This window comes from Agrobacterium sp. RAC06 (assembly GCF_001713475.1).
In the GTDB taxonomy this organism is placed as follows: Bacteria; Pseudomonadota; Alphaproteobacteria; order Rhizobiales; family Rhizobiaceae; genus Allorhizobium.
The window spans coordinates 995899-1019092 of the sequence record NZ_CP016499.1 but is presented as its reverse complement, the minus strand read 5'-3'; the positions used below and the strand labels follow the sequence as shown (position 1 = coordinate 1019092).

Here is a 23194-nt window from a genome sequence, read left to right as displayed (position 1 = left end):
AACCGATCGAATATCGAAAGGCAGTCCGTTATGGCTCGCGAATATAAAATCGAAGACTACCGCAACTTCGGCATCATGGCGCACATTGACGCCGGCAAGACCACGACCACCGAGCGTATCCTTTACTACACCGGTAAGTCGCACAAGATCGGCGAAGTTCATGACGGCGCAGCCACCATGGACTGGATGGAGCAGGAGCAGGAGCGTGGCATCACGATCACCTCCGCTGCCACGACGACCTTCTGGAAGGGTCGCGACGGCAAGATGCGCCGCTTCAACATCATCGACACCCCCGGCCACGTTGACTTCACCATCGAAGTCGAGCGTTCGCTGCGCGTTCTCGACGGTGCAGTAGCCCTTCTCGACGCCAATGCCGGCGTTGAGCCGCAGACCGAAACCGTCTGGCGTCAGGCTGAAAAGTACAACGTCCCGCGGATGATCTTCTGCAACAAGATGGACAAGACCGGTGCTGACTTCTACCGCTCGGTAGAAATGATCAAGACCCGTCTCGGCGCCACCGCAGTTGTCATGCAGCTCCCGATCGGCGCTGAGTCCGAGTTCAAGGGCGTTGTCGACCTGATCGAGATGAACGCTCTCGTCTGGCGTGACGAGTCCCTCGGCGCTGCCTGGGACGTTGTCGAGATCCCGGACGACCTGAAGGACAAGGCCGAAGAATATCGCGAGAAGCTGATCGAGACGGTTGTCGAGATCGACGAACAGGCGATGGAAGACTACCTGAACGGCATCATGCCGGATAACGACAAGATCCGTGCCCTGGTTCGCCGCGGCACCATCGACGTCAAGTTCCATCCGATGTTCTGCGGTACCGCCTTCAAGAACAAGGGCGTTCAGCCGCTGCTCGACGCCGTCGTCGAATACCTGCCTTCGCCGCTGGACATCCCGGCGATAAAGGGTATCGACTTCAAGACGGAAGCCGAGATCGAGCGTCATGCTGACGATGCCGAGCCCCTCGCCATGCTCGCGTTCAAGATCATGAACGACCCCTTCGTCGGTTCGCTCACCTTCGCACGCATCTATTCGGGCAAGCTCGAAAAGGGCGTGTCGGTTCTGAACACGGTCAAGGACAAGCGCGAGCGCGTCGGCCGCATGCTGCAGATGCATTCCAACAGCCGTGAAGACATCGAAGAAGCCTTTGCAGGCGACATCGTTGCTCTCGCCGGCCTCAAGGAAACCACGACGGGTGATACGCTCTGCGATCCCCTGAAGCCGGTTATCCTCGAGCGCATGGAATTCCCCGAGCCGGTCATCCAGATCGCGATCGAGCCGAAGTCCAAGGGCGACCAGGAAAAGATGGGCCTCGCGCTCAATCGCCTCGCTGCCGAGGACCCGTCCTTCCGCGTCAAGACCGACCAGGAATCCGGCCAGACCATCATCGCCGGCATGGGCGAACTTCACCTCGACATCCTCGTCGACCGCATGCGTCGCGAGTTCAAGGTTGAAGCCAACGTCGGTGCGCCGCAGGTTGCTTATCGCGAAACCATCACGAAGACGCACGAAGAAGACTACACGCACAAGAAGCAGTCCGGTGGTACCGGTCAGTTCGCGCGCGTCAAGCTCGTCTTCGAACCGAACCCGGAAGGCGAAGACTTCAAGTTCGAGTCGAAGATCGTCGGCGGTGCTGTTCCGAAGGAATACATCCCGGGCGTTCAGAAGGGTATCGAAAGCGTTCTGTCGTCTGGTCCGCTCGCGGGCTTCCCGATGCTGGGCGTCAAGGCGACCCTCATCGACGGCGCCTTCCACGACGTCGACTCCTCGGTTCTCGCCTTCGAAATCGCATCGCGTGCCTGCTTCCGTGAAGCAGCCAAGAAGGCCGGCGCACAGTTGCTCGAGCCGATGATGAAGGTCGAAGTTGTGACGCCGGAAGACTATGTCGGCGACGTCATCGGCGACCTGAACTCGCGTCGCGGTCAGATCCAGGGCCAGGAACAGCGCGGCATCGCGATCGTGATCAATGCTCACGTCCCGCTCGCCAACATGTTCAAGTACGTCGACAACCTGCGCTCCATGTCGCAGGGCCGCGCACAGTACTCGATGACCTTCGATCACTACGCACCGGTCCCGTCGAACGTTGCTGCTGAAATCCAGGCAAAGTATTCCGGTCAGAAGTGACCGGGATACCCCGCCCATTCAATTGAATTTGTGAATTTCCCCTGACGGGGACCAGAAAATGGAGAGCCGAAAATGGCAAAGAGTAAGTTTGAGCGCAACAAGCCGCACGTCAACATCGGCACGATCGGCCACGTCGACCACGGCAAGACGTCTCTGACGGCAGCGATCACCAAGTATTTCGGTGAGTTCAAGGCCTATGACCAGATCGACGCCGCTCCGGAAGAAAAGGCACGCGGCATCACCATCTCGACGGCGCACGTCGAGTATGAGACGCCTGCCCGTCACTACGCGCACGTCGACTGCCCCGGCCACGCCGACTACGTCAAGAACATGATCACCGGTGCAGCGCAGATGGACGGCGCGATCCTGGTTTGCTCGGCCGCTGACGGCCCGATGCCGCAGACCCGCGAGCACATCCTGCTCGCCCGTCAGGTTGGCGTTCCCGCGATCGTCGTCTTCCTCAACAAGGTTGACCAGGTCGACGACGCCGAACTGCTCGAGCTCGTTGAACTCGAAGTTCGCGAACTTCTGTCGTCCTACGACTTCCCGGGCGACGACATCCCGGTCGTCAAGGGTTCGGCTCTGGCCGCTCTGGAAGACTCGAACAAGACGATCGGTGAAGACGCGATCCGCGAGCTGATGGCTCAGGTTGACGCCTACATCCCGACGCCTGAGCGTCCGATCGACCAGCCGTTCCTGATGCCGATCGAAGACGTGTTCTCGATCTCTGGCCGTGGTACGGTTGTGACGGGTCGCGTCGAGCGCGGTATCGTCAAGGTCGGCGAAGAAATCGAAATCGTCGGCATCCGTCCGACGACGAAGACGACCTGCACGGGCGTTGAAATGTTCCGCAAGCTGCTCGATCAGGGCCAGGCTGGCGACAACATCGGCGCACTTCTGCGTGGCGTGACCCGCGATGCGGTTGAGCGTGGCCAGATCCTGTGCAAGCCCGGCTCTGTCAAGCCGCACAAGAAGTTCATGGCAGAAGCCTACATCCTGACGAAGGAAGAAGGCGGCCGTCATACGCCGTTCTTCACCAACTATCGTCCTCAGTTCTACTTCCGCACGACGGACGTGACCGGCATCGTGTCGCTTCCGGAAGGCACGGAAATGGTTATGCCGGGCGACAACGTCACGGTTGAAGTCGAGCTGATCGTTCCGATCGCGATGGAAGAAAAGCTGCGCTTCGCGATCCGCGAAGGCGGCCGTACCGTCGGCGCCGGCATCGTCGCTTCGATCATCGAGTAATCGATTGAGATGGCGGCCCTGGGCCACAAGCCCGGGGCCGCTTTTCGTTTCCGTCTGCTGATTGGTGCAAGCCAGTCATGCAGACAGCGCGCATGTCGCCAATTCGTCCAGTCGGGCGGATTGACGAGAGGCCGATTGCGGTGTATGTCGCCGGCCACGATCAGAATCGCACGGTGATTTGCACCGCGGTTCTCAGCGCTGCAGATTTCAAGGCCTGGTGACGGGCTGAGTTCGGCAGGGCTCCTCATGAATGAAGAGAGTGACAGGGGCACCCCGCGGTGCTGCTGTGATTTTTGAAAATTAGGGGCCGGCCAGTCATGGTAATTCACTGTCTCTGCGTATGCGGGACGCAAGAAAAGAAACAAGGACAAGTCGAATGAACGGCCAGAATATCCGCATCCGCCTGAAGGCGTTTGATCACCGGGTTCTCGATGCCTCCACGCGCGAGATCGTGCAGACGGCAAAGCGCACCGGTGCAAGCGTTCGCGGCCCGGTACCGCTCCCGACACGCATTGAAAAATTTACCGTCAACCGTTCGCCGCACGTCGACAAGAAGAGCCGCGAACAGTTCGAAATGCGCACGCATAAGCGCCTGCTCGACATCGTAGACCCGACCCCGCAGACCGTGGACGCGCTGATGAAGCTCGACCTGGCTGCCGGCGTTGACGTCGAGATCAAGCTCTAAGAAGAAATTCCGGCGAGAGCCGTAATAACAAGGAAGGTACGTGGCAAGACCTGCCAACGACTTCTCGAAACGGGAAACCCGATGGTTCGGAAGGGCCTGAGTGGAATCCTTAAACAAAGAGGAAAGGCCTGGATCACTTTTCCCGGCCGCGACTCTCAAGAGGAATGAACCAATGCGTTCAGGTGTGATTGCACAGAAAGTGGGAATGACCCGCGTCTATAACGACGCCGGCGAACATATCCCGGTAACAGTTCTGCGTCTGGATAACGTACAGGTCGTGGCTCAGCGCACGGCCGACAAGAACGGCTATGTCGCGCTTCAGCTCGGTGCCGGTACGTCGAAGGTCAAGAACACGTCGAAGGGCCTTCGTGGTCACTTCGCAGCTGCGAGCGTTGAGCCCAAGGCCAAGCTCGTTGAATTCCGCGTTTCCGAAGACAACCTCATCGATGTCGGCGCACAGCTGACCGCGAGCCATTTTGAAGCCGGCCAGCTGGTCGACGTCACGGGCACGACGATCGGTAAGGGTTTCGCCGGTGCCATGAAGCGTCACAACTTCGGTGGTCTTCGTGCGACCCACGGTGTTTCCGTTTCGCACCGCTCGCATGGTTCGACCGGTTCGAACCAGGATCCGGGCAAGGTCTGGAAGGGCAAGCGCATGGCTGGTCACATGGGCCAGACGCGCGTCACCACCCAGAACCTCGAAGTCGTTTCGACCGATGAAGATCGTGGTCTTATCCTTGTGAAGGGCGCCGTTCCCGGCTCCAAGGGTTCCTGGATCATCGTCCGCGACGCCGTGAAGTCGGCGAAGTAAGGGAGCCAAGCACATGGAATTGAACGTCAAGACCCTCGAGGGCAAGGACGCCGGCAAGCTTTCTCTGTCGGACGAAATCTTCGGCCTTGAGCCCCGCGAAGACCTGATCGCTCGCATGATCCGCTACCAGCTCGCCAAGAAGCGCGCCGGTACGCACAAGACCAAGGGCCGTTCGGAAGTTTCCCGCACTGGCTCCAAGATGTACAAGCAGAAGGGCACCGGTCGTGCTCGTCACCATTCGGCCCGCGCTCCGCAGTTCCGCGGCGGTGGTAAGGCTCATGGCCCGGTTGTTCGCAGCCACGCTCATGATCTGCCGAAGAAGGTTCGTGCGCTCGCTCTGCGCCACGCTCTCTCTGCCAAGATGAAGTCGGAAGACGTGATCATCGTCGACAACCTGGTTGCGGCTGAAGCCAAGACCAAGCTGCTCGTCGGTAGCTTCGCCTCGCTCGGCCTCACCAACGCTCTCGTCATCGGCGGCGCCGAAATCGACAGCAACTTCAAGCTCGCCGCTTCGAACATCCCGAACATCGATGTTCTGCCGGTTCAGGGCATCAACGTTTATGACATCCTGCGCCGTGGCAAGCTCGTGCTTTCCAAGGCTGCGGTGGAAGCTCTGGAGGAGCGGTTCAAATGACGGATCTTCGCCACTATGATGTGATCGTATCTCCGTCGATCACGGAAAAGTCGACCATGGTGTCTGAGTTCAACCAGGTCGTCTTCAACGTCGCCAAGGGTGCAAGCAAGCCGGAAATCAAGGCTGCTGTCGAAGCCCTCTTCGGCGTCAAGGTCACCGCCGTCAATACGCTCGTCCGCAAGGGCAAGACCAAGCGTTTCCGCGGCTTCGCCGGCAAGCAGAAGGACGTCAAGAAAGCCGTCGTGACGCTCGCCGAAGGTCAGTCCATCGACGTGTCGACGGGCGTCTGAGGTAGGGAACAAGAACAATGGCATTGAAAAGCTACAATCCGACGACCCCCAGCCAGCGTCAGCTGGTCATCGTCGACCGCTCTGGCCTCTGGAAGGGCAAGCCGGTCAAGGCGCTGACGGAAGGTCTCTCGAAGAGCGGTGGCCGTAACAACTACGGTCGCATCACCGCTCGCTTCATCGGTGGTGGTCATAAGCGCACCTATCGTCTGGTTGACTTCAAGCGTCGCAAGTTCGACGTCGAAGGCACCGTCGAGCGCCTGGAATACGACCCGAACCGTTCGGCCTTTATCGCTCTCGTCACCTACACCGACGGCGAGCAGGCCTACATCCTTGCTCCGCAGCGCATCGCTGCCGGCGACAAGGTCATCGCATCGGAAAAGGCTGTCGACGTAAAGCCCGGCAACACCATGCCGCTGCAGTACATCCCGGTCGGTTCGATCGTCCACAACGTCGAGATGAAGCCTGGCAAGGGCGGTCAGATTGCACGTTCGGCTGGCACCTACGTCCAGCTGGTCGGCCGCGATGCCGGCATGGCAATCCTGCGCCTGAACTCGGGTGAGCAGCGTCTGGTTCCGGGCTCCTGCCTGGCAACCATCGGCGCCGTTTCCAACCCGGACCACGGCAACACCAACGACGGCAAGGCCGGTCGTACCCGTTGGCGCGGCAAGACCCCGCACAACCGCGGTGTCGTCATGAACCCAGTCGACCACCCGCACGGTGGTGGTGAAGGCCGCACATCCGGTGGTCGTCACCCGGTTTCCCCGTGGGGTAAGCCGACCAAGGGCAAGCGGACTCGCTCGAACAAGTCGACTGACAAGTTCATCATGCGTTCGCGCCACCTGAAGAAGAAGTAAGAGAGGTAGTCAGAAATGGCTCGTTCAGTATGGAAAGGCCCGTTCGTCGACGGCTATCTTCTCAAGAAGGCTGAGAAGGTTCGCGAGACCGGCCGCAGTGAAGTGATCAAGATGTGGAGCCGTCGCTCTACCATCCTGCCGCAGTTCGTAGGTCTCACCTTCGGCGTTTACAACGGCTCGAAGCATGTGCCCGTCTCGGTCAACGAAGACATGGTCGGACACAAGTTTGGTGAATTCGCTCCCACCCGGACCTATTACGGTCACGGTGCGGACAAGAAGGCGAAGAGGAAGTAACGATGGGCAAGGCTAAAACCGAACGCCGGCTCAAGGACAACGAAGCGCAGGCAGTCGCCCGCACGATCCGCGTCAGCCCCCAGAAGCTCAACCTGGTTGCCGCGCTCATCCGCGGCAAGAAGGTCGAGCGCGCTCTCGCTGAGCTGGAATTCTCCCGCAAGCGTATCGCCGCGACCGTTCGCAAGACTCTCGAGTCTGCGATCGCCAACGCCGAGAACAACCATGACCTCGACGTCGACCAGCTGGTCGTCGCCGAAGCCTATGTTGGCAAGTCGATCACCATGAAGCGTTTCCACGCTCGTGGCCGCGGCCGCGCATCGCGCATCGAAAAGCCGTTCTCGCACCTCACCATCGTGGTGCGTGAAGTCGAAGCCAAAGGGGAGGCCGCATAATGGGTCAGAAAATCAATCCGATTGGCTTCCGCCTCGGGATCAATCGCACCTGGGATAGCCGTTGGTTCGCCGACAACGCCGAATACGGCAAGCTGCTCCACGAAGACCTGAAGATCCGCAAGTATCTGATGGACGAGCTGAAGCAGGCCGGCATCGCCAAGGTTGTCATCGAGCGTCCGCACAAGAAGTGCCGCGTCACGATCCACTCGGCTCGCCCGGGTCTGATCATCGGCAAGAAGGGTGCAGACATCGAGAAGCTTCGCAAGAAGATCTCCTCGATGACCAACTCGGAAACCCACCTCAACATCGTTGAAGTGCGCAAGCCGGAAGTCGACGCAACGCTCGTTGCTCAGTCGATCACCCAGCAGCTCGAGCGTCGTATTGCATTCCGTCGCGCCATGAAGCGCGCCGTTCAGTCGGCCATGCGTCTCGGTGCCGAAGGCATCAAGATCACCTGCGCCGGCCGTCTCGGTGGTGCCGAAATCGCTCGTACCGAATGGTACCGCGAAGGTCGCGTTCCGCTCCACACCCTGCGTGCAGACATCGATTACGGTACGGCTGAAGCCGAAACCGCATACGGCATCTGCGGCGTGAAGGTCTGGATCTTCAAGGGCGAAATCCTCGAGCACGATCCGATGGCATCGGAACGCCGTGCGATGGAGGGCGATGCCCAGGGTCCCGCAAGCCGCGAACGCGGTGATCGTGGCGACCGTCGCCGCGAGAACGCTTGATTGAACGCTGGCGAAAGATAAGCTCGGAGAAGTAAGAAAATGTTGCAGCCAAAGCGTACAAAGTACCGCAAGCAGTTCAAGGGCCGCATCAAGGGCGTCGCCAAGGGCGGTTTTGATCTGGCATTCGGTGAATTCGGCCTGAAGGCTCTGGAACCGAACCGCGTGAACGCTCGCGAAATTGAAGCAGCCCGTCGTGCGATCACCCGCTACATGAAGCGTGCTGGTCGCGTGTGGATCCGCGTATTCCCTGACGTTCCGGTCACGGCCAAGCCGACCGAAGTTCGTATGGGTAAGGGTAAGGGTTCGGTCGAATACTGGGCATGCAAGGTCAAGCCCGGCCGTATCATGTTCGAGATCGACGGCGTATCGGAAGAGATCGCGCGCGAGGCTCTCCGCCTCGGTTCCGCCAAGCTCTCTGTCACGACGCGCTTCGTACAGCGCATTGCAGAGTGAGGATCAAGTCGATGAAAGCCGTAGACGTACGCGCCATGAGCGCTGACCAGCTGAACGACGAGCTTGCAAAGCTGAAGAAGGAGCAGTTCAACCTGCGCTTCCAGAAGGCCACCGGCCAGCTCGAGAAGTCTTCCCGTATTCAGGAAGTCCGTCGTGACATCGCACGCGTGAAAACCATTGCCCGCCAGAAGGCGGCAGAAGCCAAGGCCTAAGGACCGAGAAATATGCCGAAACGCATTCTGCAGGGCGTAGTTGTCAGCGATAAGAACGACAAGACCATCGTTGTTCGCGTTGAGCGTCGATTCGCCCATCCTCTGCTTCAGAAGACCGTTCGCCGGTCCAAGAAGTACAAGGCACATGACGAAAACAATCAGTTCAAGACCGGTGACGTCGTTTCCATCCAGGAATGCGCTCCGATCTCCAAGGACAAGTGCTGGACGGTTATCACCGCCCAGGCTTAATTTACGGACTTCCTGCGCAAGGGCTTGCACCTTGCGCAGAAATCTGTATGAAGCAGGCCACTGGCTGAGAACGCTCGGAATCGGGCGTTCTTTTGCTTTGAGCGCACGGAAGGTCCCATATGGGAAACCACCCTGTATTTGTCTTCCCGCGCACACCAGAAATTTATCATAAGCCGGAATAGGGGGCCTCGGCCCAACCGTTCGGGTTACAACAAGAAGGCGACCTGACATGATTCAGATGCAGACTAACCTCGACGTGGCGGATAATTCCGGCGCACGTCGTGTCATGTGCATCAAGGTGCTGGGCGGCTCCAAGCGCAAGTACGCTTCCATCGGCGACATTATTGTCGTTTCGATCAAGGAAGCCATTCCGCGCGGCCGCGTGAAGAAGGGTGACGTGATGAAGGCGGTTGTCGTGCGCACCGCCAAGGACATCCGTCGCGCCGACGGCAGCGTCATCAGATTCGATAACAACGCAGCTGTTCTTATCGACAACAAGAAAGAGCCCATCGGCACCCGTATCTTCGGACCGGTTCCGCGCGAACTTCGCGCCAAGAACCACATGAAGATCATCTCGCTGGCTCCGGAAGTACTGTAAGGGAGCGACGAGCGATGAACAAGATTCGTAAGGGCGACAAGGTCGTCGTACTCGCTGGCAAGGACAAGGGCCGTTCGGGCGAAGTCCTCCAGGTCATGCCGAAGGAAGACCGTGCGGTCGTCCGTGGCATCAATGTTGTCAAGCGCCACCAGCGCCAGACGCAGACCGCGGAAGCCGGCATCATCAGCAAGGAAGCTTCGATCCATCTGTCGAACATCGCGATCGTCGACAAGGACGGCAAGCCGACCCGCGTCGGTTTCCAGGTCGTCGACGGCAAGAAGGTTCGTGTGGCCAAGCGTTCGGGAGAAGTGATCGATGGCTGAGTCCAAGTACGAGCCGCGGCTCAAGGTTGAATACGTAAACCGCATCCGCAAGGCGATGCAGGAGCAGTTCTCCTTCGCCAACGAGATGCAGATCCCGAAGCTGGACAAGATCGTCATCAACATGGGCGTGGGTGAGGCAACTGCCGACTCCAAGAAGCCCACCGTTGCTGCTGCTGACCTTGCTGCGATCGCCGGCCAGAAGCCGGTCATCACCAAGGCCCGCAACTCGATCGCTGGCTTCAAGGTTCGCGAGCACATGCCGATCGGCGCAAAGGTCACCCTGCGCGGCGCCCGCATGTATGAGTTCCTGGACCGCCTGGTCAACATCGCGCTTCCGCGCGTTCGCGACTTCCGCGGCCTGAACCCGAAGTCCTTTGACGGCCGTGGCAACTTCGCCATGGGCATCAAGGAGCACATTGTGTTCCCGGAGATCAACTACGATAAGGTTGATCAGATGTGGGGCATGGACATCATCGTTTGCACGACGGCGACCAACGACGACGAAGCTCGGGCTCTTCTGAAAGAGTTCAACTTCCCGTTCCGTCAGTAACCGTAACGACGAGCGTAGAAGAGGAACTTCAATATGGCGAAGACAAGCGCAGTTGAAAAGAACAAGCGCCGCCGCAAGATCGTCGCAAACCAGGCCGCAAAGCGCGCCGGGCTCAAGGCGATCATCATGAACCAGTCTCTTTCGATTGAAGAGCGGTTCAAGGCCACCCTGAAGCTGGCAGAACTGCCGCGCGATGGCTCCAAGACCCGTATTCGCAACCGTTGCGAAGTCACTGGTCGTCCGCGTGCATTCTACCGCAAGCTTGGAATGTCGCGTATCGCGCTTCGTGAGCTTGGCAACACCGGCAAGGTGCCGGGCGTTGTGAAGTCGAGCTGGTAAGGAGACGCCAATATGACGATGACTGATCCGTTGGGCGATATGCTCACCCGTATCCGGAATGGTGCCGCTCGCCGCAAGAGCTCTGTCACCACCCCGGCCTCCAAGCTCCGTGCCCGCGTTCTCGACGTTCTGCAGGCCGAAGGCTACATCCGTGGCTACAGCCAGGTCGATTACGACAATGGCAAGTCCGAGATCACGATCGAACTGAAGTACTACGAAGGTTCTTCGGTCATTCGCGAAATCGGCCGCGTATCCAAGCCGGGCCGCCGAGTTTATGTCTCGGTTAAGTCCATCCCGCAGGTCGCGAACGGCCTCGGCATCACCATCCTTTCGACTCCGAAGGGTGTGATGGCCGATCACCAGGCTCGCGAACAGAACGTTGGTGGTGAGGTACTCTGCTCCGTCTTCTAAGACGGGCAGGTGATCTCCATAGCGAACAGACAGGATAAAAACTATGTCTCGTATCGGTAAGAAGCCCGTTCCGGTTCCGGCTGGTGTGACCGCCTCTGTCGAAGGCCAGAAGGTCTCCGTCAAGGGCCCGAAGGGTGAACTTTTCTTCGTCGCAAACGACGAAATCTCCGTGAAGCTCGAAGACAACGCTGTTGTCGTTCAGCCGAACAACGACTCCAAGGATGCTCGTTCGAAGTGGGGCATGTCCCGCACGATGATCGAAAACATCCTGAAGGGTGTTAAGGACGGTTACGAGCGCAAGCTCGAAATCAACGGCGTTGGTTACCGTGCGTCGCTTCAGGGCAAGAACCTGCAGCTGGCACTCGGCTTCAGCCATGATGTCGTCTATGAGCCGCCGGTTGGCATCTCGATTGCTGTTCCGAAGCCGACCGAAATCATCGTGTCCGGCATCAACAAGCAGCAGGTCGGCCAGGTTGCCGCCGAGATCCGCGAATATCGCGGTCCGGAGCCCTACAAGGGCAAGGGCGTCAAGTATGCCGAAGAGCGGATCGTCCGCAAAGAAGGCAAGAAGAAGTAAGGATCGCGCGAAATGGCAAGCAGAAAAGAAGCACTTGTTCGCCGTGCGAACCGCGTACGGCGTCAGATCAAGGCGGTGGCAAATGGCCGTCCGCGTCTGTCGGTACATCGCTCTTCGAAGAACATCTACGCTCAGATCATCGACGACGTCGCTGGCAAGACCCTTGCGGCTGCCTCGACCCTCGATGGTGGCCTGAAGGCCGAGCTCAAGACCGGAGCCGACATCGCAGCAGCTGCTGCCGTTGGCAAGCTGGTTGCCGAGCGCGCCGTCAAGGCTGGCGTGAACGAAGTTGTCTTCGACCGTGGCGCCTTCATCTATCACGGCCGCATCAAGGCTCTCGCCGAAGCGGCGCGTGAAGGTGGTCTGACCTTCTAAGACTGAATTTCCACCCGGGCTTGCGTCCGGGTGGATTTCCGGCTTTATGCCGGTCACACCGGATTCCACCTTGACCCGACAGGGCAGGGTGGAACTTTGCGTAATCTGCCGATTGCACCCGGAAAAGAAAAAGGAAAAGGACAATGGCACAAGAAAAGCGTGGTTCGCGGGATGACCGTCAGAACCGTGAAGAGCGCGATAGCGAGTTTGTCGACAAGCTGGTCGCCATCAACCGCGTCGCCAAGGTCGTCAAGGGCGGCCGTCGTTTCGGCTTCGCAGCCCTCGTCGTCGTCGGCGACCAGAAGGGCCGTGTAGGCTTCGGTCATGGCAAGGCACGTGAAGTGCCGGAAGCCATCCGCAAGGCGACCGAAGCTGCAAAGCGCGACTTGATCTTCGTTCCCCTGCGTGACGGCCGTACGCTGCATCACGACGTCAATGGCCGCCACGGCGCCGGCAAGGTTCTGCTGCGCTCCGCCAAGGCCGGTACCGGTATCATCGCCGGTGGTCCGATGCGCGCCGTGTTCGAAACGCTCGGCATGTCCGACGTTGTCGCCAAGTCGACCGGTTCGTCGAACCCGTACAACATGGTTCGCGCTACCTTCGACGCCCTGAAGCACCAGGTGCATCCGAAGGACGTCGCTGCTCAGCGTGGTCTGAAGTATGCTACCCTCCAGGCTCGCCGCGCTGCTTCTGGCAACGCAGCTGAAGAATAAGAGGAGTCTGATCCATGGCCAAGGCTACGAAGAAGACTGAAGCAAAGACGATCACGGTCGAGCAGATCGGTTCGCCTATTCGCCGTCCGGCTGTCCAGCGCGCAACGCTGGTTGGTCTGGGCCTCAACAAGATGCACCGGGTCCGCACCCTGGAAGATACACCTTCCGTTCGTGGCATGATCCGTGCTGTCCAGCATCTCGTTCGCGTCGTCGACGAGAAGTGAGACGGGGGAAGTCATCATGAAACTGAATGAAATCAAAGACAACGAAGGCGCTTCCAAGGAACGTATCCGCGTAGGTCGCGGTATCGGTTCTGGCAAGGGCAAGACCGGTGGTCGCGGCGTCAAGGGTCAGAAGGCTCGTTCTGGCGTTGCCATCAACGGCTTCGAAGGCGGTCAGATGCCTATCTACCGTCGTCTGCCGAAGCGCGGCTTCAACAACATCTTCGCATCGGAATACGTCACCGTTTCGCTCGGCCGTATTCAGACCGCGATCGATGCTGGCAAGCTCGACGCCAAGGCAACGGTTGATGCCGCTTCGCTCAAGGCAGCCGGCGTGATCCGTCGCACCAAGGACGGCGTGCGCGTGCTCTCCGATGGCGAACTGAAGGCCAAGGTCACGATCGAAGTCGCCGGCGCCTCCAAGGCAGCCGTCGAGAAGATCGAAAAGGCCGGCGGTTCCATCAAGCTGCTCGAAGCAGCCAAGGAAGCCGCTGAATAAGTGAAAGACAATCGCCCGGGGTGCTTCACACCGGGCGATTTTGCTCCCATATGTGAGCCTCACGATCCCAGGACGGAATGGACGTCGTTTCGTCTTCCGGGTCATCTGGAAAACACGAGTGTGAGGCATGCGGTTGTTCGCAACTTCTCCCGCGCCCTGTTTTCTTAAAAACAGTTTGAACGAATAGCCTCCGGTTTCGACGGATTACCGTCGCCGGTTTAGGTTTGCGGAGAATTCTATGGCTTCTGCAGCGGAACAACTGGCCTCGAACCTCAACTTCTCGACTTTCGCCAAGGCGGAAGATCTGAAGAAGCGTCTGTGGTTCACTCTGGCCGCATTGCTGGTTTATCGCCTCGGCACGCATATTCCGCTGCCCGGCCTCAACCCGGAGGCTTATGCCGCGGCCTTCCAGGGCCAGTCCGGTGGTCTCCTCGGTCTTTTCAACATGTTTGCCGGTGGCGCCGTCGAGCGCATGGCGATCTTCGCGCTGGGCATCATGCCCTACATCTCCGCGTCGATCATCGTGCAGCTGATGACGTCGGTCGTGCCGTCCCTCGAGCAGCTCAAGAAAGAGGGCGAGCAGGGCCGCAAGATCATCAACCAGTATACCCGCTACGGCACCGTGCTTCTCGGCACGCTGCAGGCCTACGGCATTGCCGTCGGTCTCGAATCGGGTCAGGGAATCGTTGCCGATCCAGGCTGGTTCTTCCGCATTTCGACCGTTCTGACGCTGCTTGGCGGCACCATGTTCCTGATGTGGCTCGGTGAGCAGATCACCTCGCGCGGCATCGGCAATGGTATTTCGCTGATCATCTTCGCCGGCATCGCGGCCGGTTTGCCGGCCGCTGTCGCCCAGACGCTTGAACTCGGCCGCACCGGCGCGCTGTCCACCCTGATGATTCTCACCGTCATCTTCGTGGCCATCGCCGTCATCGCGCTGATCGTCTTCGTCGAGCGTGCTCAGCGCCGTCTTCTGATCCAGTATCCGAAGCGCCAGGTCGGCAACCGCATGTTCCAGGGCGACACCTCGCACCTGCCGCTGAAGCTGAACACTGCAGGCGTCATTCCGGCGATCTTTGCCTCGTCGCTTCTGCTCCTGCCGGCCACCGCCGCTGGCTTCTCCGGCAACAGTCAGCTTCCGGGCTGGGCGACCACTGTGATCGCCGCTCTGCAGCACGGTCACCCGGTCTATATGATGCTCTACGGCGCGTTGATCGCCTTCTTCGCCTTCTTCTACACGGCCATCGTCTTCAACCCGAAGGATACGGCTGACAACCTGAAGAAGCATGGCGGCTTCATCCCCGGCATCCGCCCGGGTGAGCGCACTGCCGAGTACATCGACTACGTGCTGACCCGTATTACGGTCGTTGGCGCCGCCTACCTCGTTTTCGTCTGCGTACTGCCCGAAATCCTCATCGCACGCACCGGGATCCCATTAGCCCTTGGTGGTACTTCGCTTTTGATTGTTGTCAGCGTGACCCTTGATACTGTAGCACAGGTTCAGGGACATCTGATCGCCCAGCAATATGAGGGCCTGATCAAGAAGTCGAAGTTGCGTGGAGGAAAGAGGGGACGATGAGACTGATTCTGTTAGGACCGCCGGGCGCGGGGAAGGGAACCCAAGCCCAGCGGATCGTGGAGAAGCACGGCATTCCGCAGCTCTCCACCGGTGACATGCTCCGTGCCGCGGTATCCGCGGGCACGGAGGTCGGCAAGCGCGCCAAGGCCGTCATGGATGCTGGCAAGTTGGTTTCCGACGATATCGTCATCGCCATCGTCTCCGAGCGCATCGATGCGCCCGACTGTGCCAATGGCTTCATCCTCGATGGCTTTCCCCGGACGCTCGTCCAGGCGGATGCCACCGAGGCGATGCTCAAGGGCAAGGACCTCGATCTGTCGGCAGTCGTCGAGATCCGCGTCGATGACGAGATCCTCGCGGATCGAATCGCCGGCCGCTACACCTGCGCAAACTGTGGCGCCGGTTATCACGACGAGAACCTGAAGCCGAAGGTGGATGGCGTCTGCGACAAGTGTGGTTCGACCCATTTCAAGCGTCGTCCCGACGATAACCGTGATACGGTCCGCACCCGCTTGCAGGCCTATTACAAGGAAACCTCGCCGCTGATCGGCTATTACCACGCCAAGGGTAAGCTGCATTCGGTCGACGGCATGGGTGAGATCGATGCCGTCACCGGCGAGATCGAGGCCATTCTCGCCAAGCTCTAAAGGCTGGCAGTCCAAGAATCTTCGCGGGGCCGGTTGCTTTTGGCAGCCGATTCCGCTAAAGACCGCGCCAACTCGCGACATGACTGCGATCGGCGCGTTCTTCCAAAACGCTGGGAGACCGGGTTCGATCGTTTTGGTTTGTCGAGAACCCGAATTGTAATTGCGGTCCCTTTGGGCCGTGTAACGAGACACCACTTGCCGGATGGCAACTGGAAGCAAGGAGAATAGGCGTGGCACGTATCGCTGGCGTCAACATCCCGACTGCGAAGCGCGTTGTTATCGCGCTGACCTACATTCACGGGATTGGACCGAAGTTCGCATCTGAAATCATGGAGAAGGTCGGTCTTCCGGCTGACAAGCGCGTTCACCAGCTGACCGACGCTGAAGTTCTTCAGATCCGCGAAACCATCGACCGCGACTACCAGGTCGAAGGTGACCTGCGTCGCGATACCGCGATGAACATCAAGCGTTTGATGGACCTCGGCTGCTACCGTGGCCTGCGCCACCGTCGTGGTCTGCCGGTTCGCGGTCAGCGCACGCACACCAACGCCCGCACCCGCAAGGGTCCGGCGAAGGCGATCGCTGGTAAGAAGAAGTAATTTTTCGCGGCATTCGGAAAAGGGCAGTGGGCGTCAGGGTGACCTGATGCCCACTGCCTTCATCCTGTTGCCGCGATTGGTGTAGCCGCTGGCATTACGGCGGTGCTTAGATCAACTGAAAGGAAGACCATGGCCAAGGAAGCCACACGCGTTCGCCGTCGCGAACGTAAAAATATCTCGTCGGGCGTTGCTCACGTCAACTCGACCTTCAACAACACGATGATCACCATCACCGACGCACAGGGCAACGCAATTGCCTGGTCGTCTGCTGGTGCCAAGGGCTTCAAGGGTTCGCGTAAGTCGACCCCGTTCGCTGCCCAGATCGCTGCTGAAGACTGCGCCAAGAAGGCCCAGGAACACGGCATGAAGACGCTGGAAGTTGAAGTTTGCGGTCCGGGCTCCGGTCGTGAATCCGCTCTGCGCGCCCTCCAGGCTGCCGGCTTCATGATCACGTCCATCCGCGACGTGACCCCGATCCCGCACAATGGCTGCCGTCCGCGCAAGAAGCGTCGCGTCTAATCATTCTTCGTTTTGCCGGGCAGGCGGTTCGCCTTCCCGGTGCTTCTCATATTCGGCCGTCACGATTGAATGGTGATGGCGAACGGAAGGTAAAATCATGATTCAGAAGAATTGGCAGGAACTGATCAAGCCGAACAAGGTGGAATTCTCCTCCTCCGGCCGCACCAAGGCGACGCTCGTCGCTGAGCCGCTTGAGCGTGGCTTCGGCCTGACGCTCGGCAACGCTCTGCGTCGCGTTCTCCTGTCGTCGCTTCGTGGTGCAGCCGTCACGGCTGTCCAGATCGACGGCGTTCTGCACGAGTTCTCGTCTATCCCGGGCGTTCGCGAAGATGTCACCGACATCGTCCTGAACATCAAGGAAATCGCCATCAAGATGGACGGCGACGATGCCAAGCGCATGGTTGTCCGCAAGCAGGGTCCGGGCGTTGTAACCGCCGGTGACATCCAGACGGTCGGCGACATTGAGATCCTGAACCCCAACCACGTGATCTGCACCCTCGACGAGGGAGCCGAAATCCGTATGGAGTTCACGGTGAACAACGGCAAGGGTTACGTGCCGGCCGAGCGCAACCGCGCGGAAGATGCACCGATCGGTCTCATCCCGGTCGATAGCCTCTATTCGCCGGTCAAGAAGGTGTCCTACAAGGTCGAAAACACCCGTGAGGGCCAGGTTCTCGACTATGACAAGCTGCTGATGACCATCGAAACCGATGGTTCCGTCACCGGTGAGGACGCTGTCGCTTTCGCTGCCCGCATCCTTCAGGACCAGCTCGGCGTTTTCGTCAACTTCGACGAACCGCAGAAGGAAGCCGAAGAGGAAGCCGTCACCGAGCTCGCCTTCAACCCGGCGCTGCTCAAGAAGGTCGACGAGCTGGAGCTTTCGGTCCGCTCGGCAAACTGCCTGAAGAACGACAACATCGTTTACATCGGCGATCTGATCCAGAAGACCGAGGCAGAGATGCTGCGCACGCCGAACTTCGGCCGCAAGTCGCTGAACGAAATCAAGGAAGTTCTCGCTTCCATGGGCCTGCACCTCGGTATGGAAGTACCGGCATGGCCGCCCGAGAACATCGAAGATCTCGCGAAGCGTTACGAAGACCAGTATTAATAACAGTGAAGGCAGCCTCTAAATCTGCCTTTCCCCGTCAAACTGCGGGTGAATGCCCGTATGTGTCAGGAAACGGCAGCCTCTGAGACAGAGCCTGCACTTAAAGGAGAATAGCAATGCGCCACCAGAAAGCCGGCCGCAAGCTGAACCGTACCGCCAGCCACCGTAAGGCGATGTTCGCCAACATGGCGGCTTCGCTCATCCTGCATGAGCAGATCGTCACCACCCTGCCGAAGGCGAAGGAAATTCGCCCGATCGTCGAAAAGCTCGTAACGCTCGGCAAGCGCGGCGACCTGCATGCTCGCCGCCAGGCGATCTCGCAGATCCGCGACGTTACCGTCGTTGCCAAGCTGTTCGACGCCATCGCGACGCGCTACGCCACCCGCAACGGCGGCTACCTGCGTATCATGAAGGCCGGTTTCCGTCAGGGCGACAATGCCGCCATGGCTGTCATCGAGTTCGTCGAGCGCGACGTTGATGCCAAGGGCGCAGCCGACAAGGCCCGCGTCGCCGCTGAAGCCGAAGCTGAAGCAGCGTAAGTTACTTCCCCTAAGGGAAGGATGTGCAAAAGGCCGGGTGAGCGATCACCCGGCCTTTTGACGTTGGGGTATCTCTGGCATGGGCGCTTCTTTCCTCAGCGTTGAGTGGCGTGAGGCGTCTGCAAGGCCAGCCGCAGGGAGCCCGCCGATGGGGTAGGGGTATCTATATTAGAAATTGAATGCTAATAGATGTGCAATATAACTAATTGATCTGCGTCAAGGTCAAGCTGACGAACAGCGCTAATCTCCCTGCATCGAATTATCGATGTAAGCGAGGTTCCCAATGATTACTGCATCCATTTTCAGCAATGACAAAGACAAGCTCATCATCCCGCCGCTCTCGACCTTTTATGATAAGGTTGCCCAGCCCATGGCCTGGACGATCTTCCGCCTTGCTGTCGGCGGCATGCTGGTTATCGAAGGCTTGCCGAAAATCATGGCGCCTTTCGCCCAGGTTGGTTTCGTCGAGAAGCTCGGTTTCTATCCGGGCTGGCTCTGGTCCCCGACATTGGCCGTCATGCAGGTCTTGGGCGGCCTCCTGATCGCGCTCGGCCTCTTCACGAGGCCCGCAGCGCTGGCCAATGGCGTGATGCTGGCAATCACCCTCTATTTCCACATGGCCAACCCGTATGGCGACGCCTTCCTCACCCAGGCCGGCATCGATGCGCTGAAGGCTGGCAGCGATTTCTTCACGCCGCAGGCCATGGCACGGCTTGCTGATGGCGGCCATGTCTTCCTGCATCAGGTGCAGAGCAAGGCAGAACTCGCTTCGCTCTTCTGGACGGGTGGCGCCTTCCTTTTCGCCGCCTTTGGTGGCGGTTACCTCTCGCTCGACCGGCTGCTGTTCAAGAAGCAGTTCTGATACTTGCGAAGCACAAGGACACCCGGTCGAATGGCCGGGTGTCGTTTATTCAGTCTGGTGCCTCGGTGCAGCTACGCACCCGCCCCATCAGAAACGACCGCTCTGTCTCGTTCCCACTCAATTCAGCCGCTCGCTCAAACTCCACGCGCGCCTCAAACATCCGTCCCAGCCGCATCAGAAAATCGCCCTTCGCGGCATAGAGCGCCGCGTAACCCGCAAGCTGCGGCTCTGCCTCGATCTCCGCCAGCAGCAGCAGACCCGTCTCGGGTCCAAACGCCATCGCATGCGCCACCGCCCGGTTCAGCGCCACCACGGGCGAGGGGGAGCGTGCCAACAGCTTGTCGTAAAGCGCAGCACTCAGCGCCCAGTCCGTATCCTCAAACCTTGCCGCCCGCGCATGCACGGCTGCGAGCGCCGCCTGCAGCGCATAGATCCCGTCTTCGCCGCTAAGCCGCTTCACCGCTAACAAGCCGTCCAGCCCGCGCTGGATCAGCAACCTGTCCCAAAGCCGCCGGTTCTGGGTCTCGAGTGTCTGAGCGCTGCCATCCGGTCCGATCCGCGCCTTTAAGCGCGAGGTCTGCAACTCCATCAGTGCCAGCAGGCCATGCGCCTCCGGTTCCTCCGGTGCCAGCCCCACCAGGATGCGTCCGAGCCGCATCGCCTCTTCGCAAAGCTGCGGTCGGATCAAGTCTTCGCCTGAGCTCGCCGCATAACCCTCGTTGAAGATCAGGTAGATGACTTCCAGCACCGAGGCGAGGCGGGCACTGCGCGCCTCACCCACAGGTACTTCAAACGCCACATCGCCCTCGCACAGGATCTTCTTCGCCCGCACGATCCGCTGCGCCACTGTCGTTTCCTGCGTGAGAAAGGCCCGGGCGATCTCCTCCGTCGCCAGTCCGCCGATGACCTTCAGCGTCAGCGCCGTGCGCTGGTCGCGGGATAGGAGCGGATGGCAGGCAGTAAAGATCAGCGACAGCCGCTCGTCGCCGATCTCGTTGTCGAGCGCGGCCTCGATGGCAGCCTGTTCGTCCGCCCTGCCGGTCTCGATGTCATGCGCCAATGCGGCCTCGTGCCGGGCCATCATCCGCCGTCGGCGCCAGAGATCGACGGCCCGGCGCTTCGCCGTCGTCATCAGCCAGCCGCCGGGATTGGGCGGTATGCCGGAAGCCGGCCATGCCGCGAGTGCCGCCACAAGCGCTTCCTGCGCCAGGTCCTCGGCGAGGCTCAGATCGCGGACATGTCTTGCGAGCCCGGCGACCAGCCGGACCCGCTCCATACGATAGATCCTCTCGATGTCCGGGGGCGCCAGCGCCTGGCTGTCTGCAACGTTCGGCCCCGCCTGTCCGTTTCGTGTCATGGTCCGGAGTATGGACACGGCTTGAGCCCGGTCAACCGCGGTCATCGTGTCAGGCGTCAACACCAGTCGTGTCGCCACCGGCAGCCGCCGGGTCCATCCAGAAGATCTCCCAGACATGTCCATCCGGGTCCTCCACCGAACGGCTCCACATGAAGCCGTGATCCTGCGGCGGGTTGGGGTCGGCCCGCCCGCCGGCAGCGCTCGCTGCCCCCACAACCCGGTCGACATCCGCATGCGCTTCGACAGTCAGCGCCAGAAGCGTCTGGCTCGTCGCCTTGGCGTCTGCAATCGGACGGCTGGTGAAGGTCCGATAGAAGTCATGCGTCAGGATCATCACGCCGATCGTATCGGTCAGCATCATGCAGGTGGCGTTGTCGTTCGAGAATTGCGGGTTCTTCGTCCCCCCCAGCGCCTCGTAGAAGCGGGTCGAGGCACCAAGATCCGTCACCGGCAGGTTGATGAAGATCATCTTGCTCATGACGGTTCAGCCCTTAGACTTCTGCTGAGTTGCAAGCCCTTCCGCCGCGCGGTCATGGCTCGCCTGTCCCTCAGGGGAGGCGACATCGGCGAAATCTTCCATCTCGTAGAAGGGCCGGATTTCGATCTCGCTCGGTGTCATCATCGGATTCGGGCAGCGTTTGACCCAGGCAACGGCCTCGTCCATGTCCTTGACCTCCCAGATCCAGTAGCCGGCAACCAGCTCCCGGGTCTCGGCAAAGGGCCCGTCGATCACCCGGCGGTCCGGACCGTCGAAGGCGATCCGCTTGCCCATCTTCGAGGGTTTCAAGCCGTCGCCCGAGAGCATGATCCCGGCCTGCACCAGTTCCTCGTTGAACTTGCCCATGGCCTCGAACAATTCGGGCGGCGGCATGATCCCTTCTTCGCTATCTTCGGTCGCCTTCACCATCACCATGACACGCATGTCTTCACTCCTCTCGTTGTCAGGACCGCCCTTGCGATCCTGCTCCCCCAACGAATGAGCTAAACCCATTTCGACACGACATGCGAAAAAAATCTATCGCGGTCTATGTCTGTCACTTCGGAATATGGATCGTCGCGCGTATATGCTTGAGTGAGGCGACGATCGTGAACGTCATCATCACCAGCAGCGTCCAGGAACTCCATTTGCCCAGATGCACGGTCGACCAGGCGCCCAGCTGGTTCGGATAGTGCCAGATTGCAAAGAAGGTCGAGATGTTCTCCGCCACCCAGATGAAGAAGCCGATCAGGATGAAGGCAAGCAGCATCGGCATCTGCCGGTCGCGGTCGAAGGGCCGGTAGATGACGGTGGTGCGCGCATAGAGCCCGATGGCAAGCGCTGCCAGATACCAGCGATAATCGCCGATATAATGGTGGGTGAAGAAGTTCAGATAGATCGCGACAGCCACGCCAATCGCCATCCAGTAGGGCGGGTGATGGCGGATCCTGACATCGAGCAATCGCCAGGCCTGGATGATGTAGCTGCCGACCGCAGCATACATGAAACCGGAGAACAGGGGCACGCCGAGCAGCTTCGTATAGGCGAAGTCCTGATAGGTCCAGGACGGATTGGCGCCAGCGGTCTTGAAGGCTTCAAGCGCGAAACCGACCACGTGGAAGAGGCAGATCGCCTTCAATTCGTCCATCGTCTCGAGCTTGGTCCAGACCATCCAGATCTGTATGGCAAGCGCGATGATCAGCAGCACGTCGTAGCGCGGAATACCGAAGAGGCCGGCGCGTGGCACCGCAAATATCGAGATGAAGAACAGGCCGGCAAACAGGCAGGCGCGCGCCTCCTTGATGCCGAACATGACGAACTCGACGACGAATCGCCTGATGCCGGTGAGATGAGGGTGCGGGGCATTGTCGATCAGTCGCCGATCCAGCGCACTCAGCAGATCCCTGCGCCCCTCTGCCACCAATGTCATTTGCCAGCCCCGCTGTTGCATTCCGTTGCAACCTCAGTACTAAGCGCTGATGGACGAAATCAAGGCAACGATGTCACAACGCATGCGCCGGCTGGGGATAGCGCTTGCCATCATCGCGTGTGGCGTGGCTTTGAGGCTCGGCGGTTATGAGATCGGACTGCCGTTTTTTCTGGTGAAATACGGTGGTTCGACGCTCTGGGGCGGCATGGTCTTTTTCCTCCTCGCCTCGCTTTTGCCCCGCCAGCCCCTCGGCCGCCTTGCGCTCTTGTCCATCATCGCGGCAGCCCTCATCGAGTTCAGCCGCCTCTATCACACGCCCTGGCTCGATGAATTCCGCCTGACATTGGCTGGCGCTCTGCTGCTCGGGCGCATCTTCTCCTGGTGGAACATTGTCGCCTATGCCGTCGGTATTGTGATCGCTGCCCTGCTCGAGAACCGCCATTCGGCCCGCGCCAGCAAGCCTGGCTGACGCGTGGCGCTTGCCATCC

At 59.8% G+C, this 23194-nt stretch carries 35 protein-coding genes; 31 read left to right on the top strand and 4 right to left on the bottom strand.

From position 1 onward, the window contains the following. The first annotated feature begins 30 nt into the window (after positions 1-30). The 30 genes from fusA (at position 31) to BSY240_RS04740 (ending at position 19442) form a co-directional block, all read left to right on the top strand. Positions 31-2130, top strand: coding sequence for an elongation factor G (gene fusA, locus BSY240_RS04885; RefSeq protein WP_054149590.1), 2100 nt, complete (start codon positions 31-33; stop codon positions 2128-2130). A 72-nt stretch (positions 2131-2202) separates the two neighbouring features. After that, complete coding sequence (gene tuf, locus BSY240_RS04880) at positions 2203-3378, top strand: elongation factor Tu (protein WP_069041580.1); 1176 nt, start codon at positions 2203-2205, stop codon at positions 3376-3378. A 376-nt stretch (positions 3379-3754) separates the two neighbouring features. Continuing rightward, entirely contained in the window at positions 3755-4063 is a 309-nt protein-coding gene (gene rpsJ, locus BSY240_RS04875) for a 30S ribosomal protein S10 (protein WP_009109911.1), read from the top strand. A 172-nt stretch (positions 4064-4235) separates the two neighbouring features. Further along, positions 4236-4874, top strand: coding sequence for a 50S ribosomal protein L3 (gene rplC / locus BSY240_RS04870; RefSeq protein WP_006728687.1), 639 nt, complete (start codon positions 4236-4238; stop codon positions 4872-4874). 13 nt (positions 4875-4887) lie between these two features. Next, a complete protein-coding gene (gene rplD / locus BSY240_RS04865; RefSeq protein ID WP_054150965.1) occupies positions 4888-5508 on the top strand; it encodes a 50S ribosomal protein L4 in 621 nt (206 codons plus the stop codon). Continuing rightward, on the top strand, positions 5505-5798 hold the full coding sequence (locus BSY240_RS04860; RefSeq protein WP_006728685.1) for a 50S ribosomal protein L23: 294 nt from the start codon (positions 5505-5507) through the stop codon (positions 5796-5798). Before rplD ends, BSY240_RS04860 begins: the two co-directional genes overlap by 4 nt. Before the next feature lie 17 nt (positions 5799-5815). Further along, positions 5816-6652 (top strand): 50S ribosomal protein L2, encoded by an 837-nt coding sequence (gene rplB, locus BSY240_RS04855; RefSeq protein WP_006728684.1) that lies wholly within the window; start codon positions 5816-5818, stop codon positions 6650-6652. Between the two features lie 15 nt (positions 6653-6667). Further along, complete coding sequence (gene rpsS / locus BSY240_RS04850) at positions 6668-6946, top strand: 30S ribosomal protein S19 (RefSeq protein ID WP_006728683.1); 279 nt, start codon at positions 6668-6670, stop codon at positions 6944-6946. 2 nt (positions 6947-6948) lie between these two features. Then, on the top strand, positions 6949-7338 hold the full coding sequence (rplV, locus tag BSY240_RS04845) for a 50S ribosomal protein L22 (RefSeq protein WP_054150966.1): 390 nt from the start codon (positions 6949-6951) through the stop codon (positions 7336-7338). Next, a complete protein-coding gene (gene rpsC, locus BSY240_RS04840) occupies positions 7338-8069 on the top strand; it encodes a 30S ribosomal protein S3 (protein ID WP_054150967.1) in 732 nt (243 codons plus the stop codon). Before rplV ends, rpsC begins: the two co-directional genes overlap by 1 nt. Before the next feature lie 39 nt (positions 8070-8108). Further along, the gene (rplP, locus tag BSY240_RS04835) at positions 8109-8522 is read left to right on the top strand and encodes a 50S ribosomal protein L16 (RefSeq protein WP_006728680.1); all 414 of its coding nucleotides are present in this window, start codon (positions 8109-8111) and stop codon (positions 8520-8522) included. Positions 8523-8533: 11 nt separating this feature from the next. Further along, positions 8534-8734, top strand: a complete 201-nt coding sequence (rpmC, locus tag BSY240_RS04830) for a 50S ribosomal protein L29 (protein ID WP_006728679.1) — start codon at positions 8534-8536, stop codon at positions 8732-8734. A gap of 12 nt (positions 8735-8746) precedes the next feature. Continuing rightward, positions 8747-8983, top strand: coding sequence for a 30S ribosomal protein S17 (gene rpsQ / locus BSY240_RS04825; protein WP_054150968.1), 237 nt, complete (start codon positions 8747-8749; stop codon positions 8981-8983). 229 nt (positions 8984-9212) lie between these two features. After that, positions 9213-9581 (top strand): 50S ribosomal protein L14, encoded by a 369-nt coding sequence (gene rplN / locus BSY240_RS04820; protein WP_006728677.1) that lies wholly within the window; start codon positions 9213-9215, stop codon positions 9579-9581. A 14-nt stretch (positions 9582-9595) separates the two neighbouring features. Then, the gene (gene rplX, locus BSY240_RS04815; protein ID WP_054150969.1) at positions 9596-9904 is read left to right on the top strand and encodes a 50S ribosomal protein L24; all 309 of its coding nucleotides are present in this window, start codon (positions 9596-9598) and stop codon (positions 9902-9904) included. Next, complete coding sequence (rplE, locus tag BSY240_RS04810) at positions 9897-10454, top strand: 50S ribosomal protein L5 (RefSeq protein WP_054150970.1); 558 nt, start codon at positions 9897-9899, stop codon at positions 10452-10454. Before rplX ends, rplE begins: the two co-directional genes overlap by 8 nt. A gap of 33 nt (positions 10455-10487) precedes the next feature. Further along, positions 10488-10793: a 30S ribosomal protein S14 gene (gene rpsN, locus BSY240_RS04805; protein WP_054150971.1), complete on the top strand. Its 306-nt coding sequence runs from the start codon at positions 10488-10490 to the stop codon at positions 10791-10793. A gap of 12 nt (positions 10794-10805) precedes the next feature. Then, entirely contained in the window at positions 10806-11204 is a 399-nt protein-coding gene (gene rpsH, locus BSY240_RS04800; RefSeq protein ID WP_006728673.1) for a 30S ribosomal protein S8, read from the top strand. Positions 11205-11247: 43 nt separating this feature from the next. Then, positions 11248-11781, top strand: a complete 534-nt coding sequence (rplF, locus tag BSY240_RS04795) for a 50S ribosomal protein L6 (RefSeq protein WP_006728672.1) — start codon at positions 11248-11250, stop codon at positions 11779-11781. A 12-nt stretch (positions 11782-11793) separates the two neighbouring features. After that, positions 11794-12156, top strand: a complete 363-nt coding sequence (gene rplR / locus BSY240_RS04790; protein ID WP_054150972.1) for a 50S ribosomal protein L18 — start codon at positions 11794-11796, stop codon at positions 12154-12156. Between the two features lie 143 nt (positions 12157-12299). After that, positions 12300-12869 carry a 30S ribosomal protein S5 gene (rpsE, locus tag BSY240_RS04785; RefSeq protein ID WP_054150973.1) on the top strand — a complete coding sequence of 190 codons (570 nt, stop codon included), beginning with the start codon at positions 12300-12302 and terminating at the stop codon, positions 12867-12869. A 14-nt stretch (positions 12870-12883) separates the two neighbouring features. Further along, on the top strand, positions 12884-13093 hold the full coding sequence (gene rpmD / locus BSY240_RS04780; RefSeq protein ID WP_006728669.1) for a 50S ribosomal protein L30: 210 nt from the start codon (positions 12884-12886) through the stop codon (positions 13091-13093). Between the two features lie 16 nt (positions 13094-13109). Beyond that, complete coding sequence (gene rplO / locus BSY240_RS04775; protein ID WP_069041579.1) at positions 13110-13589, top strand: 50S ribosomal protein L15; 480 nt, start codon at positions 13110-13112, stop codon at positions 13587-13589. Between the two features lie 238 nt (positions 13590-13827). Continuing rightward, positions 13828-15168, top strand: a complete 1341-nt coding sequence (gene secY, locus BSY240_RS04770) for a preprotein translocase subunit SecY (protein WP_069041578.1) — start codon at positions 13828-13830, stop codon at positions 15166-15168. Continuing rightward, positions 15165-15815 (top strand): adenylate kinase, encoded by a 651-nt coding sequence (locus tag BSY240_RS04765; RefSeq protein WP_054150976.1) that lies wholly within the window; start codon positions 15165-15167, stop codon positions 15813-15815. Before secY ends, BSY240_RS04765 begins: the two co-directional genes overlap by 4 nt. Before the next feature lie 230 nt (positions 15816-16045). Then, a complete protein-coding gene (gene rpsM, locus BSY240_RS04760; protein WP_054150977.1) occupies positions 16046-16414 on the top strand; it encodes a 30S ribosomal protein S13 in 369 nt (122 codons plus the stop codon). A 129-nt stretch (positions 16415-16543) separates the two neighbouring features. Beyond that, a complete protein-coding gene (gene rpsK / locus BSY240_RS04755) occupies positions 16544-16933 on the top strand; it encodes a 30S ribosomal protein S11 (protein ID WP_006728663.1) in 390 nt (129 codons plus the stop codon). A gap of 97 nt (positions 16934-17030) precedes the next feature. After that, complete coding sequence (locus BSY240_RS04750; RefSeq protein ID WP_006728661.1) at positions 17031-18041, top strand: DNA-directed RNA polymerase subunit alpha; 1011 nt, start codon at positions 17031-17033, stop codon at positions 18039-18041. A 116-nt stretch (positions 18042-18157) separates the two neighbouring features. After that, complete coding sequence (gene rplQ / locus BSY240_RS04745) at positions 18158-18580, top strand: 50S ribosomal protein L17 (protein WP_054150978.1); 423 nt, start codon at positions 18158-18160, stop codon at positions 18578-18580. A 283-nt stretch (positions 18581-18863) separates the two neighbouring features. Next, entirely contained in the window at positions 18864-19442 is a 579-nt protein-coding gene (locus BSY240_RS04740; protein WP_069041577.1) for a DoxX family protein, read from the top strand. Between the two features lie 49 nt (positions 19443-19491). On the opposite strand, the gene BSY240_RS04735 is transcribed toward BSY240_RS04740, so the two are convergent. From BSY240_RS04735 to BSY240_RS04720, 4 genes are all read right to left on the bottom strand, one after another. Next, positions 19492-20817 (bottom strand): RNA polymerase sigma factor, encoded by a 1326-nt coding sequence (locus BSY240_RS04735; RefSeq protein ID WP_335622535.1) that lies wholly within the window; start codon positions 20815-20817, stop codon positions 19492-19494. Positions 20818-20848: 31 nt separating this feature from the next. Beyond that, entirely contained in the window at positions 20849-21277 is a 429-nt protein-coding gene (locus BSY240_RS04730) for a VOC family protein (RefSeq protein ID WP_069041575.1), read from the bottom strand. Between the two features lie 6 nt (positions 21278-21283). Then, positions 21284-21721, bottom strand: a complete 438-nt coding sequence (locus tag BSY240_RS04725) for a YciI family protein (protein WP_069041574.1) — start codon at positions 21719-21721, stop codon at positions 21284-21286. A 112-nt stretch (positions 21722-21833) separates the two neighbouring features. Beyond that, a complete protein-coding gene (locus BSY240_RS04720; protein ID WP_069041573.1) occupies positions 21834-22706 on the bottom strand; it encodes a DUF817 domain-containing protein in 873 nt (290 codons plus the stop codon). A gap of 49 nt (positions 22707-22755) precedes the next feature. Between BSY240_RS04720 and BSY240_RS04715 the strand changes: the two genes are divergently transcribed. Next, a complete protein-coding gene (locus BSY240_RS04715) occupies positions 22756-23175 on the top strand; it encodes a ribosomal maturation YjgA family protein (protein ID WP_069041572.1) in 420 nt (139 codons plus the stop codon). The last annotated feature ends 19 nt before the right edge of the window (positions 23176-23194 follow it).